Origin of the sequence: Mesorhizobium sp. M0830, assembly GCF_040319965.1 — a bacterium.
Taxonomy (GTDB): domain Bacteria; phylum Pseudomonadota; class Alphaproteobacteria; order Rhizobiales; family Rhizobiaceae; genus Mesorhizobium.
On sequence record NZ_JAMYOR010000103.1, the window covers coordinates 1 to 13597 of the forward strand.

Annotated in this window: 13 protein-coding genes; 9 read left to right on the forward strand and 4 right to left on the reverse strand. The window is 63.0% G+C overall.

Translation table 11 applies throughout. The annotated features are described in order from the left end of the window. Nucleotides 1-148: 148 nt before the first annotated feature. The 3 genes from NKI20_RS32480 to NKI20_RS32490 all read left to right on the forward strand — a co-directional run bounded on the left by NKI20_RS32480 (nt 149) and on the right by NKI20_RS32490 (nt 4681). The gene (locus tag NKI20_RS32480; protein WP_352838023.1) at nt 149-1459 is read left to right on the forward strand and encodes a DUF6638 family protein; all 1311 of its coding nucleotides are present in this window, start codon (nt 149-151) and stop codon (nt 1457-1459) included. A 105-nt stretch (nt 1460-1564) separates the two neighbouring features. Then, nucleotides 1565-2689: a DUF2333 family protein gene (locus tag NKI20_RS32485; RefSeq protein ID WP_023760683.1), complete on the forward strand. Its 1125-nt coding sequence runs from the start codon at nt 1565-1567 to the stop codon at nt 2687-2689. 312 nt (nt 2690-3001) lie between these two features. Then, nucleotides 3002-4681, forward strand: coding sequence for a formate--tetrahydrofolate ligase (locus NKI20_RS32490; protein ID WP_023760682.1), 1680 nt, complete (start codon nt 3002-3004; stop codon nt 4679-4681). A gap of 68 nt (nt 4682-4749) precedes the next feature. Here the strand turns inward: NKI20_RS32490 and NKI20_RS32495 are convergent, their stop codons facing one another. Beyond that, nucleotides 4750-5394 carry a cysteine hydrolase family protein gene (locus NKI20_RS32495; protein WP_352838026.1) on the reverse strand — a complete coding sequence of 215 codons (645 nt, stop codon included), beginning with the start codon at nt 5392-5394 and terminating at the stop codon, nt 4750-4752. 127 nt (nt 5395-5521) lie between these two features. Between NKI20_RS32495 and NKI20_RS32500 the strand changes: the two genes are divergently transcribed. After that, the gene (locus NKI20_RS32500; RefSeq protein ID WP_352838028.1) at nt 5522-6514 is read left to right on the forward strand and encodes a GlxA family transcriptional regulator; all 993 of its coding nucleotides are present in this window, start codon (nt 5522-5524) and stop codon (nt 6512-6514) included. 58 nt (nt 6515-6572) lie between these two features. Here the strand turns inward: NKI20_RS32500 and NKI20_RS32505 are convergent, their stop codons facing one another. Together NKI20_RS32505 and NKI20_RS32510 are read right to left on the reverse strand one after the other, a co-directional pair. Next, nucleotides 6573-7181, reverse strand: coding sequence for a cytochrome b/b6 domain-containing protein (locus tag NKI20_RS32505; RefSeq protein WP_352838030.1), 609 nt, complete (start codon nt 7179-7181; stop codon nt 6573-6575). Between the two features lie 5 nt (nt 7182-7186). Next, nucleotides 7187-7453 (reverse strand): PepSY domain-containing protein, encoded by a 267-nt coding sequence (locus tag NKI20_RS32510; RefSeq protein WP_023760678.1) that lies wholly within the window; start codon nt 7451-7453, stop codon nt 7187-7189. 166 nt (nt 7454-7619) lie between these two features. On the opposite strand from NKI20_RS32510, the gene NKI20_RS32515 reads away from it, so the two are divergent. Together NKI20_RS32515 and NKI20_RS32520 are read left to right on the forward strand one after the other, a co-directional pair. Next, nucleotides 7620-8279, forward strand: a complete 660-nt coding sequence (locus NKI20_RS32515) for a response regulator (protein ID WP_352838032.1) — start codon at nt 7620-7622, stop codon at nt 8277-8279. Beyond that, entirely contained in the window at nt 8276-9610 is a 1335-nt protein-coding gene (locus NKI20_RS32520) for an ATP-binding protein (protein WP_023760676.1), read from the forward strand. Before NKI20_RS32515 ends, NKI20_RS32520 begins: the two co-directional genes overlap by 4 nt. Nucleotides 9611-9612: 2 nt before the next feature. Here NKI20_RS32520 and NKI20_RS32525 read toward each other — a convergent pair whose 3' ends face one another. Further along, nucleotides 9613-10170, reverse strand: a complete 558-nt coding sequence (locus NKI20_RS32525) for a sugar O-acetyltransferase (RefSeq protein WP_352486792.1) — start codon at nt 10168-10170, stop codon at nt 9613-9615. A 172-nt stretch (nt 10171-10342) separates the two neighbouring features. On the opposite strand from NKI20_RS32525, the gene NKI20_RS32530 reads away from it, so the two are divergent. From NKI20_RS32530 to NKI20_RS32540, 3 genes are all read left to right on the forward strand, one after another. After that, a complete protein-coding gene (locus NKI20_RS32530) occupies nt 10343-10804 on the forward strand; it encodes a DUF4126 domain-containing protein (RefSeq protein WP_352838035.1) in 462 nt (153 codons plus the stop codon). Further along, nucleotides 10801-12177, forward strand: a complete 1377-nt coding sequence (locus tag NKI20_RS32535; protein WP_352838037.1) for an FAD-containing oxidoreductase — start codon at nt 10801-10803, stop codon at nt 12175-12177. The genes NKI20_RS32530 and NKI20_RS32535 overlap by 4 nt, the downstream gene beginning before the upstream one ends. Before the next feature lie 223 nt (nt 12178-12400). Continuing rightward, entirely contained in the window at nt 12401-13456 is a 1056-nt protein-coding gene (locus NKI20_RS32540; protein ID WP_352838039.1) for a M14 family metallopeptidase, read from the forward strand. Nucleotides 13457-13597 lie beyond the last annotated feature (141 nt).

A 13597-nucleotide genomic window follows, 5' to 3' on the forward strand; every position in this document is an offset into this window, starting at 1 on the left:
CCTCTTCAAAGAGAAGGCCCCTAAAGAATCAACCTTTCCACTCAACGCAAGACTTACTCTTACTCATATGCGATTCCCCTGCCCTTGAGGGGGAGATGGCCGGCAGGCCAGAGGGGGGTGCTGGCACGCTCCTCGGGAGCGATGCACCTTGACCACAAAACCCACCAAGAAACCCGACCTTCTACGCGACAACGAGCTGATCTACGGCCGGCTGCTGACGGTCGACGAGTCGCACCTGATCCAGCGCTACAACAAGGCGCTCGCCGCGTTCGGCTTGAAGCCCACCAAGCTGAAAAGCTTTCAGATCGACCGCACCGGGTTCTCGCCCGAAGTTGCCGAGGAATGCGGCGACTACGATTATCTCGATCCCAACGAGGTCAACCGCCGCTTCATCATCCTGACGCCGTCGCAGATCGACCTGCCGGTGGTGCATACGGCCTTCTCCAACACCTCGCAGCTGATGTTCGAGTTCATGTCCAAGAACCAGCGCGCCATCGACGCGCTGACCATCAAGGACGTGATCTACGGCGAGATCGAGGATTCCATTCCCAAGGTCAACGACATCGAGGATTTGCTGTCGATCAACCAGGTCGAGTTCAAGGTGCTGTCGGCCGAGGATGTGCTAGGCAAAGCCGCCGAACTCGGCAAGCTCGTCGACCGGCTGAAGCAGGAACCCGACGCCTGGCGCGACAACGCCATGCTGACCCGCATGGTGGAGTTGGCCAAGATCTGCGGCGACATCCGCGAGAACGCGCTGGTGCCAGACCAGGTGATCTTCCGCCACAACGCCTATTGGACCAGCCATTTCGGCGGCCTCTACGTGTTTGTCGACCCTGATATGACGACCGTGATCAGCGATCCGGCGGCTCCGGGTTTCCGCCGTTCGCGACCGTGGCAGGTGAGCTATATCTCGATCAGCGACGCCGACAAGGTGTTCAAATTCCTCGCCACCACCGGCCGCATCGAGCTGCCGCGTGCCTCCTGGGTCGAGACATCGGGCTATCTCGAGCACCGGGCCGAGATGGTGGTGCGCGCGCTGATCCGCGACGCCGACCCGAACCGGAACCTGACCGACGTCGACAAGGTCTGGCTGCAGACCTGGATCCAGAGCCATGCCGACCTGATTACCGAAGACGGCAACTTTCCCTTTCTCAACGCCGCCAAGCGCGAGATCGCCCAGCTCGGCCACCTCAAGATCGAGGATGTCTTCCCGCTGCAGCGCTTCCTGGTGATCCGCGCCAAATCAGACCATCCCGACGCCTGGCTGACCAACCGGCTGATCTCGGATTTCGTGCCGTCGGATTTCGTCTCGCGCTACATCTTCAACAAGGACGGCTTCTACAGGGACTATGACGGCTTCAGCGACGCCTGGCGATCGCATGTTGTCGACGTTCTCAAAACCACATATTTGAAGGACAAGGTGGCGTTTCGCACACGCCTCTATGGCCTGACCGACTAGAACGAAATGAACTGTCACTTCGTTCTAACTTACTGTTTTGGCGCATGATGTTATCCAAAAAGTCTGCAATTTTTTGGCATCATGCTTTGAGGGGATGACATTGCCATGCTCGATCCGATCGTGAACTTCTTCACCCGGATTTTCCAATGGATCGGCCGCGGCATTGGGCTTGTGATCGGCGCGATCCTGTGGCCGTTCCTGTGGGCCGGGCGCTGGTATACGCAGCGTGGCTGGATCCTCAAGGCGGCGCTCGGCCTGGCTTTGCTGGTGCTGATCGGCCTCTACGCCAATTTCTTCTACGCCACCCAGTGGTGGAACAATTTCAACCCGAACTACCCCGACACATACACTTTCGAGAAACGCAACGTCTCCGCCGGCGAACAGGTCTCGGCGGGCTCCGGCACCGACACGGCCAAGACCTGCGGCAACTCCGGCATCGCCCAGGTGGCGGCCGACCTGACCGATTTCAACGTCAACCAGAATGCCTGGATCTCGTCGATGATCCTTTACAAGCTCGGTCTGTTTGGGATCGACTGGGATAACACGCCGTGGATGGACAACAAGGCCTCGTTCCAGCGCGGCATCAACCAGGCGGTGCGGCGCACCGCAACCGAACTCGCCGACAATCTCGGCCGTGTGCGCACCACCTCGCAGATCGACAGCGATCTGCAGAATGCCCGCGGCAATCTGCAGTTCGACGAGGAGACCTGGTATTTCGGCCTGAACCCGTTCGGCCCCAAGACGCCGACACCAAGCTACTATCGCGACGCCGTCCGCATGCTGCGTTCCTTCAACGCTCGCCTTGCCACCTGCCAGGCGACGTTCGACGCCCGCGCCGACAATTTGAAACAATATATCGACCGTATCTCGTCCGACATCGGCTCGACCTCGGCGATCCTCAAGGAACGCGCTGAAAACCACAACAATGGCTGGTTCGATTTCCGCGCCGACGACCGTTTCTGGTTCGCCTATGGCCAACTCTATGGCTATTACGGGCTGATGAAGGGTGCCCAGGCCGACTTCGACGACGTCATCAAGGAAAAGCATCTGCAGAACCTGTGGGACACGATGGACTCGCAGTTCGTTTCGGCGCTGCGCATCCAGCCCTTTATCATCGCCAACGGCCGCGAGGACGGCTGGATCCTGCCAACGCACCTGACGACAATGGGCTTCTACGTGCTCAGGGTGCGCTCCAACATGGTCGAAATCAGCAACGTGCTGACTCAGTAGCGCTGTTCCGTTGGGCACCACGCGATGGCGAATTTGCGCCGTCGCCTCTGTCGCATTCCGTGCATTGTGCGGCTGTTTTGAGACGGCGGCGCGACGCGTCCTCTGGCTTCTATACGGCGCGGCAACGGAGCCAGGAAGAACCATGACAGGTCGGCCGGTCCGCAGAGGAATTTTCTCTATAGGAAACATAGTTGCATGCAAGTTGACGCCGCGGCAGCGACAGGGTTAGAACATGCCCGCGCCCGGTTCCAACCTGCCTGCGAGTGACATCAAACCCGTCCCCTCCACCGTCCAATCCAGAGGAAAGCCGTCATGGCCGAAGTGAAGTCCGACATCGAGATCGCGCGCGGCGCCAGGAAAAAGCAGATCCAGGAGATCGGCCAGAAGATCGGCATCCCGACAGAACATCTGCTGCCCTATGGCCACGACAAGGCCAAGATCTCCGCCGAGTTCATCAAGTCGGTGAAGGGCAACAAGGATGGCAAGCTGATCCTCGTCACCGCCATCAACCCGACGCCGGCCGGCGAAGGCAAGACCACGACCACGGTCGGCCTCGGCGACGGCCTGAACCGCATCGGCAGGAAGGCGATCGTCTGCATCCGCGAGGCCTCGCTCGGCCCGAACTTCGGCGTCAAGGGCGGCGCTGCCGGCGGCGGCTACGCGCAGGTCGTGCCGATGGAGGACATGAACCTCCACTTCACCGGCGACTTCCACGCCATCACCACGGCGCACAACTTGCTTTCGGCGCTCATCGACAACCACATCTACTGGGGCAATGAGCTCGGTATCGACACCCGCCGCGTCGTCTGGCGCCGCGTCATGGACATGAACGACCGTGCGCTGCGCGAGATGATCTGCTCGCTCGGCGGCGTCGCCAACGGTTTTCCGCGCGAGGGCGGCTTCGACATCACCGTCGCCTCGGAAGTCATGGCGATCCTTTGCCTGTCGACCGACCTGAAGGACCTTGAAAAGCGCCTTGGCGACATCATCGTCGCCTATCGCCGCGACAAGTCGGCCGTCTATGCCCGCGACCTCAAGGCCGACGGCGCCATGGCCGTTCTGCTGAAGGACGCCATGCAGCCGAACCTGGTGCAGACGCTGGAGAACAACCCGGCCTTCGTGCATGGCGGCCCGTTCGCCAACATTGCGCATGGCTGCAACTCGGTCGTCGCCACCACGACGGCGCTCAAGCTTGCCGACTACGTCGTCACCGAAGCCGGCTTCGGCGCCGATCTCGGCGCGGAAAAGTTCTTCGACATCAAGTGCCGCAAGGCTGGGCTGAAGCCGGCAGCAGCCGTCATTGTCGCCACCGTGCGCGCCATGAAGATGAATGGCGGCGTCAAGAAGGAAGACCTCGGCAAGGAAAATGTCGAAGCGGTGAAGAAGGGCTGCGCCAACCTTGGCCGCCACATCGAGAACATCAGGCAGTTCGGCGTGCCGGCGGTGGTCGCCATCAACCACTTCTATTCCGACACCGACGCCGAGATCCAGGCGATGAAGGACTATGTCGCTTCGATGGGTGAGGAAGCCATCCTGTGCAAGCACTGGGCCCACGGCTCGGCCGGCATCGAAGACCTCGCCAACAAGGTGGTGGCGCTGGCCGAATCCGGCGCTTCGCAGTTCGCTCCGCTCTATCCCGATGCCATGCCGCTGTTCGAGAAGATCAACACCATCGTCCAGCGCATCTATCGCGGCTCGGAGGCGATTGCCGACAAGTCGGTGCGCGACCAGCTGCACGCCTGGGAGCAGGCCGGCTATGGCCACCTGCCGGTATGCATGGCCAAGACCCAGTACTCGTTCTCGACCGACCCGAACCTGCGCGGTGCGCCGACCGGTCACACCGTGCCGGTGCGCGAGGTCAGGCTTTCGGCCGGTGCCGGCTTCGTCGTCATCATCTGCGGCGAGGTTATGACTATGCCCGGCCTGCCCAAGGCTCCGTCCTCGGAGAAGATCTTCCTCAACGAAATGGGCCAGATCGAAGGCCTGTTCTGAGACTTAAGTCTCGACATATCAAAAGGGCGCCGCAGCGATGCGGCGCCCTTTGCATTTTCCGCTGATGCTTATGCGGCGCTCCGCGACAGCGCCCGCTGGTTGGAGCCGACGATCGTGTCACGCTCCGGCAGCGCTCCTGTCTTCAGGCACTCGACCCATTCGGCGGTCTTGAGCACGGCGGCGAAGCGCGACTGCAGGATGATCGTGGCCACGCGGTGGATCTCCTCAGCCGAGGCATAGCCGGCGCTGTTGGCGTATGGCACCGAGCCGGTGGCGTCGGACAGGAACTCGACGGCGAAGCCCATATGGACGGCGTGGATGATGGTCGACAGGTCGCAATTATGCGTCATGTAGCCGACCACCGTGATCGTATCGATGGCGTTGGCATGCAGCCAGTCCTCGAGGTCGGTTCCGGTGAAGGCGGAGGGCAGGTTCTTTTCGACATAATGGTCGCGACTGCGCCTGGCGATTTCGGGATGCAGTTCGCCGCCATGGCTGCCCTTGGCGAAGATCGGCGATGTCTCGGGCGCCATCTGCTTGACGACCGCCACCTTGATGCCGGCGGCTGCGGCGGCATCCATGGCCCGGGCGACGTTGACCACGCTGTCGCGGAATGGCGGATGCTGGATGGCAAGATTGCCGCCGTCATAGTCGTTCTGGACATCGATGACGATCAGCGCCCGGCGTGGCGTGGTGTTGGCTGGGTCAGACATTGTGTTTTCCTTTCCGGCTTGAATGCGATCGTCCGAAAATAGGCAGGCTGCCAAGCCATCGAAAGTGTCCCGATTGACATCATTCGAAAGAATTGGGACAATATACACTCACTCGCTGGAGGCATCCATGACCGACCCGATCGTTGCCGTCCTCGCCTTCGACGGCATCAGCCCCTTCCATCTCTCCGTGCCGTGCCTGGTCTTCGGCGAGGACAGGACGGCCCTTGGACTGCCGCGCTTCGACTTCCGCATCTGCGCGGTCAAGGCCGGCCCAATCCACACCGAGGCCGGCTTGACCGTCGCCGCCCCGTATGGGCTCGAAGGTTTTGACGCTGCCGACATTGTCATCATTCCAAGCTGGGATCATCTCGGCGAGCCGCCGGCGCCGTTGCTGATGGAGGCGTTAGGCCAGGCACACCGGCGCGGCGCCTTGATTGTCGGCCTGTGCCTGGGAACCTTTGCCATCGCCGCGGCCGGGCTGCTGTCGGGCCGCCGTGCCGCCACGCATTGGGCCTATTCAGAACAGTTGCAAACGCTCCACCCCGATGTCGCCGTCGACGCCACGGTGCTCTATGTCGACAATGGCGATGTCGTGACGTCGGCCGGCGTCGCCGCCGGTCTCGACTGCTGTCTCCACATCGTGCGCGCCCGCTATGGCGCGGAAGCGGCACTGCGGCTCGCCCGCCAGATCGTGCTTTCCCCGCATCGGCAGGGTGGGCAGGCGCAATTCATCGAGCATCCGGTGGCGAGGAGCGCGGATGCCGACCGTTTCGCCCAAGCCCTCGACGCGGTTCGTGCAACGCTCGGAGAGACGCATAGCCTGGACAGCGTCGCCGAGGCCGCCGGCCTGACCCGGCGCACCTTCACCCGCCGCTTTCAAAAATCGATCGGCACCAGTTTCGGCGAATGGCTGACCGGCCAGCGGGTCGAACTGGCGCAGCGGCTGCTGGAAGCCACGGAGAAACCGATGGATATCGTGGCGTTCGAGGCCGGCTTCGGCAGCGCCACCTCGCTGCGCCAGCATTTCGCCGCTCGGCTCAGGACATCACCGGCGCAATACCGGCGCGAATTTTCCAGGCGGGCCGATCAGAGGGACGAACGTATGGCGCTGTCCTTCTGAGACAGAACGCCGAGGGCGCCGCATCGCGTGGCGCCCTCGGAATTTTCCAGTTTCTAACTCAGGCAACGTCTTGCGGCGAAGGCGCACGCTTGCGGCCGGTGAGCATGGCGCGAACCAGATTCTCATGATGACGAACGCTGGCCAGCAGCACGCCGCCGACATGAAGTCCGACCAGCACGAGAATTCCATTGCCCAGGATCTTGTGCGTGTCCTCCACCCAGGCCACGCCCCACCAGGCGTCGGTGGTCTGCATCCAGCCGGTAAGCGCAATTCCCGCTACGCAAGCCAGAAGTGCCAGCACCATGGCGCCTCCAGCCGGATTATGGCCGAGATGACGCCTCTCGCGGCCCTTTGCCACGTCGGCGAGATACAGGCTGACGGTTTGCGGTCCGCGCACGAATTGACGAAAGCGCGTATACCCCGAACCCGCAAGCCCGGCGATCAGCCTTGAGGCAATCAGAACCCCAGCGCCATAGCCGGCCAGTTCATGCACCTTCATGATCTCTCCGGAGGAAAGCCAAGCCACCGCAACGCACAGGACCAAGGACCAGTGAAAGAGGCGGACATAGGGGCTCCACACCCTGATCAGGTTTTCTCGTGTCGAATCGACCGAGGCTTCTCGTGTCGAATCGACCGAGACTTGTCGTGTCGAAAAGGTGGCGTTCATGGCGGTCAGCCGTCGTCGGAATCGGCGCCGACCGACTCGAGCGTCTTGGGATTGAAGACGGCTTCCAGCTTCTTGCCCTTGGCGTCGAGCGCCTTGGCTTCATAGCAGCCGTTTTCCGTCTTGATGCTGCGAACCTTCCAGCCTTCGCTTTCAAGCTTCTTTTGCAGCGCCTCGCGCGGCTGCCACTGGTCGGTCGGCACATCACACTTGTCGGCGGCAAAGGCCGGCCCGGCAAGAGCCATCACCAGCGCGGTCAAGGTCAAGGTCTTCATCTTCTTTTCTCCATCGGCCAATTCCGATGTCACGGACCCTGACCGTGAAACCTGACAGCTGCCTGAACACGCCCGGCGTCGCCCAAAAAGCCGCAGTTGGCTTTCATTCAGCTTCCTGTCAGCCTCATCCCGCATAGACGGGCGGGTTGCTGAACACGGAGGCGAAGTGCGCGTTCTGCTGATCGAGGACGACCCTGTACTGGGCGAAGCGGTGCGCGATCACGTTGCCGCCGACGGCCACGCGGTGGATTGGAGCAGGTCGCTTGGTGAAGCCGGCGATCACCTTCGCGTCGTCTCCTATGAACTTGTTCTCCTGGATCTTCATCTGCCGGATGGCAAGGGACTCCAATTCCTGAAGCTGCTGCGCCGCGAGAGCAACGACACGCCAGTCATCATCCTGACCGCCCGCGACCAGTTCTCCGATCGTATAGAGGGGCTGAACTCCGGAGCGGACGACTATCTGGTCAAGCCGTTTGATCTTGGCGAATTGTCCGCGCGCCTCGCCGCCGTCTCGCGCCGCTATGCGGGAAACCCCAATCCCTTGATCCGTTTCGGGTCAGTCGAGATCGACCAGGCCGCCCGCTGCGTCGTCGTCGAAGGCACGGAGGCCATGCTGACATCGCGCGAATGGGCGGTGCTGGAGCAATTCTTGCGTCGGCCCGGCATGACTGTCGGCAAGAACCAGATCGAGGACGCGCTCTATGCCTTCGGCGCGGAGATCGAAAGCAACACTGTCGAAGTCTATGTCAGTCGTCTGCGCAAGAAGATCGGGCGCGACGCCGTCACCACGGTAAGAGGGCTTGGCTACCGCCTGGCATCCTCATGAGACTGCTCAGCAGCCTTGCCGGTCGCCTCGTCGCCTCGCTGATCCTGGTCACGGTCGCCTTCGGCCTGGTCGCCGCCGGCACGGGAAGCATCACGCTGCATCGTGAAATCAACGAAGCCATGGACAGCTCGATGCAGGAAGCGGCGCGCCGGCTGCTGCCGCTGGTGATCGACGATCTTTTCGGACGCGAGGCGTCGCAATCGCCCCGCAGGCTGGCGGAGGCCGTTTCAGACGATGACGGCGGGCGTCTCATTTTCCAGGTGCGCGACGCCACCGGTCACGTTCTCATTCATTCTTACAACGCTCCGGCAGAGCCGCTCACGGCCGAGCTTGTTCAGGGTTTCTCGGAGGCATCGGGATGGCGCATCTACACAGAGCCCACGGTCAGCGGCACGGTTCTCATCCAGGTCGCCGAGCTTGATGCACGACGCAACGAGGAAACCCTCGAAGCCGCCACCGGCTTCCTGATACCAATGGTCATCTTGATCCCCTTGAGCGCACTTTTCGCATGGCTGACCCTGGCGCGTTTCCTGAGGCCTATCGAAACACTGCGCGGCGAGATCAGCGCCCGTCATGGCGACAATCTCGCTCCGATCCGAACCGAGGACTTGCCCTCAGAACTCGCCGCTATCGCCAAGTCGGTCAACAGCCTGATGCGGCGCCTGCACATGGCGCTTGATGCAGAAAAGGAATTCACAGCAAACGCCGCGCATGAATTGCGCACGCCGATTGCCGGCGCGCTGGCACAGACGGAGCGGCTGATTGCTGAAGCTCCGGACGAGGCGGCAAGAAAACGCCCGCGTCAGATCAAGGTGGCGTTGGGCGAGCTTGCCAGCCTGTCTGAAAAGCTGATGCAGTTGGCGCGCGCTGACGCCGGAGTGGCCGTTGCCGGCAACCCCGCCGACCTCGCCGCGGTCGCTGCACTGGTGGTGGAAGACTTCGAACAGCGCAGCGAAAACAAGGGCCGCCTTCGCCTCGAAACGCCTGACAAAGGCAAGGCGATGGCCGCGATCGACACGGATGCACTGGCCATCGTCCTGCGCAACCTCATCGAGAATGCCTTGCGGCATGGCACCGAAGGCGGAGCGGTGGTCGTGCACATAGACGAGGACGCCCGACTCAGCGTGGTCAGCCAAGGCCCGGTGGTTTCCGCGCCTGCTGGCCTGATCAGGCGGTTCGAACGCGGCGCAACACGTGCCGAGGGATCGGGCCTCGGCCTGGCGATCGTCAACCGGATCCTGCAACAGATCGATGCGTCACTGGCGCTGAATTCACCCGCATCAGGCCGACAAGACGGATTTGAAGCGACGATCCGGTTTCCCAAGGCATAGCATCAGCTGCGCCTGACCGCCCGTGCCGGATTGCCGACCACGGTGGTATTGTCGGGCACGTCGCGCGTCACCACCGCACCGGCGCCGACGATGGCGCCCTCGCCGATGCTGACGCCGCCAAGAATGATGGCACCGCCACCGATCCAGGCATTGGCACCGATCTCGACCGGCCTGGCGATCTCCAGTCCCGCTTGCCGCCCACTGGCCTCTTTGTGATGCTCGGCGCAGTAGATTTGCACATGGGGGCCGAGTAGCGTTCCCCTGCCGATGCGTATGCTTGCCGTGTCGAGGATGGTGCAGCCGGCATTGAGAAAGACGCCGTCGCCGAGAAAGATGTTGAAGCCATAGGCGCAGTGGAACGGCGCCTCGATGCGGGCGCCCTCACCGGCCTTGCCGAGCAACGCCTTCAGGCTTGGCCCGAGATTGCCGCGCTGCCGCGGCGGCAGGCAATTGTGCTCGAACACCGCGTCGCGCGTTGTCGCCCGCAACGCCTCGAGTTCATCGTCGAGGCACGTGTACCATTGGCCGGCCGCCATCTTTGCGCGCTCGCTTTCAGCCATGACGGTGTCTCCAGTTGACGTCTTTGCCAAAGCACAATTGCAATGGACGGGAAAGTGCCAATGCCTCTGCAACACCGGGCGCAAAAACCATTCCAATTTTCGAAGTCATGCGCTGGCCAAATGCCGGACCTATGCTAGCCTGCTCTTGCCGGAGAGATCGAGGGGATCAACAATGCTCTATATTCTCGCACTCCTGATCGGCGTCATTGCCGGTCTTCGCGCCATGACCGCGCCAGCCGCCGTCGCCTGGGGCGCCTGGCTCGGCTGGCTGCCGGTTGCCGGCACCTGGGCGAGCTTCATGAGCCATTGGGCGGCCGTCGGCATTTTCACCATCCTGGCCATCGTCGAACTGGTCACCGACCAATTGCCGTCGACGCCAAGCCGCAAGGTACCGCAGCAATTCGGCGCCCGCATTATTATGGGTGCCTTCGCCGGCGCGGTCATCGGCGCGACAGGCGGCGCCATGATCGGCGGCCTGATCGCAGGCGCCATCGGCGCGGTCATCGGCACGCTGGGCGGTGCCGAGGCGCGCGGCCGACTCGCCGCCGCCTTCGGCAAGGATCCGCCCGCCGCCTTCATCGAGGATGCGGTGGCGCTCATCGGCGGCCTCCTGATCGTGGCAGCGGTGGCATGACGGCCAAGACGTTCGACGCTATCGTCATCGGCGCCGGACAGGCCGGGCCGCCATTGGTAGGCCGGCTGACGGAAGCCGGCATGAGCGTGGCGCTGATCGAGCGCAAGCTGGTCGGGGGCACCTGCGTCAACACCGGCTGCATGCCGACCAAGACCATGGTTGCCAGTGCCTATGCCGCGCAGCTGGCGCGGCGTGCGGCCGACTATGGCGTCACGCTCGGCGGCCCCGTCGGCGTCGACTATGCCAGGATCAAGGCGCGCAAGGACAAGGTGACGATCGACGCCCGCAGCAATCTGGAGAGTTGGATCGGCGGAATGAAGGGCTGCACGCTCTACCGTGGCCATGCGCGTTTCGAATCCTCCAACACGGTGCGCGTCGGCAACGAGCTTCTGACCGCCGAAAAAATCTTCCTCAACACCGGCGGCCGCGCCTCGGTGCCGGATTTGCCCGGCATTCACGACATCGACTATCTGACCAATTCGTCGATGATCGATCTCGACGTGCTGCCGCGCCATCTCGTCGTCGTCGGCGGCAGCTATGTCTCGCTCGAATTCGCGCAGATGTTCCGCCGCTTCGGCAGCGAAGTCACCGTCATCGAGAAGAGCCCCCGCCTGACCGGCCGCGAGGACGAGGATGTCTCGGCCGCCATCCTGTCGATCCTCGAAAACGAAGACATTACAGTCCATGTCGGTGCCGACGACATCAGCTTCGCCAAGCAGGGCAAGGACATCGCGGTGACCTTCTCGGCCGGCAAACCGCCGGCGGTCGGATCGCATGTGCTGCTGGCTCTGGGTAGGACGCCCAACACCGACGACCTCGGCCTCGATAGAGCAGGCGTCGAGGTCGACCGGCGCGGCTTCGTCATTGTCGACGACCAGCTGCGCACCAGCGTGCCCGGTATCTGGGCGATGGGCGACTGCAACGGCAAGGGTGCCTTCACCCACACCTCCTACAACGACTACGAGATCGTCGCCGCCAACCTGCTCGACAACGATCCGCGCAAGGTCAGCGACCGCATCGAAGCTTATGCGCTCTACATCGACCCGCCGCTCGGCCGCTGCGGGATGACCGAGGCCGCGGTGAAGAAATCCGGCCGCCGCGCACTGATCGGCCAGCGGCCGATGACCCGCGTCGGTCGCGCTGTTGAAAAGGGCGAGACGCAAGGCTTCATGAAGATCCTGGTCGATGCAGACACCAGGGAAATCCTCGGCTGCTCGGTGCTCGGCCCCGGCGGCGACGAGGCGGTGCATTGCGTGCTTGACCTGATGTACGCCAAGGCGCCCGTCGACACGCTCGCGCGCGCCGTGCACATCCATCCCAATGTCTCGGAATTGCTGCCGACCATTGCCCAGGAGTTGAAGCCGCTGGTTTGAGAGCGCCTGCGGCAACCCATAAGGCCCTTCTTTTTCTGAATTGCTGGATGTGGCCGCACGCGTCTTCACCGCCTTCGGCCATGGCGCAACACTTGCCCTGCTGGCGGTCACCGTCGCTGAGGCTCCCGCAGAGTAACCTCTTGCGCCCATAGCGCGGCCGGCTGGACCAATCGACATCGGCACCCTCAAACGGGCATGTCTCATGCTCTTGATGGAGGACGTCATGCAGAAATCGATCGAGCGCATCGCCGGTGAAAGCGAGGGCGTTTCCTACGAATTCCCGCTGTTCCGCTTTGCGGGCGCGGACAAGGCTGCCCCTTCGGCCTATCTGCAGGCAGCTCTCCATGCCGGTGAATTGCCGGGCGTCGTCGCCATCGACGCGCTGATGCCGACGCTCAACAAGGCGGAGGCCGAGGGTCGCATCAAGGGCAACCTCACCATCGTGCCCTGGGCCAACCCGATCGGCCGGGCGCAGTATCATTTCGGCGAGCATCAAGGCCGCTTCCATCTGGGCACGCGCACCAATTTCAACCGCGGCTTTCCGCTGCTCGCCGCGCCAGACATAGCCCTCTTGCACGACACCGCACTTGGCACGGCCGACCAGCGGCTGAAGACCCGGCTGGTGCAACTGTCGCTTGGCCATGACATCGTGCTCGACCTGCACTGCGACGACGAAGGCCTCGCCTATCTCTACGTCCACACCAGCCTGTGGCCGGCAATGGCCGATTGTGCGGCCGCCATGGGCGTCGATGCGGTCGTGCTGTGGAGCGAGGACACCGATGGCACCTTCGAAGGCGCCTCGATCATGCCCTACCAAAACGTTCCCGATCATGTGGCCAAGCTCGGCCGCCGCGTCGCCACCACGGTCGAATATCGCGGCATCCTCGATGTCGACGGCTCCTTGGCCGCCTCCGACGCCGAAGGGCTATACCGGCTGCTGGTGGCGCGCGGCGTGATCGCCGATGCCACGCTGCCCGCGCCTGGCTCGTTCAAAGGGGTCGTCGCGCCGCTGGAGAACATCGACATGATGCCGGCGCCCCGAGCCGGTGCCGTGCTCTATGACGTGAAGCCCGGCGACCGTGTCGCCAAAGGCGCGCGCCTCGCCACCATCGTCCATGCACCAGGCGAAGCCGATGGCCGCACGGAGGTCTTCGCACCGCAAGACGGCGTCATCCTGACCCGCCGCTCGCGCCGCATCATCCGCGCCGGCGAAGATCTTCTGAAACTGGTCGGCGACAGGAAGAGCGCCGATGCCCGATCAGGGACGCTGGAGGACTGAGAAAACTTCGTCATTCTAGGGCGGAGCAAGGAGCGAAGCGACGCGGCGCAGACCCCAGGATCCTGTGTGTTGTTGCCATGCTATGGTTGAGGTGGGAAGGAGACCGAGAGGATCCTGGTCGTCCTTTCGAGGACAGGCCGT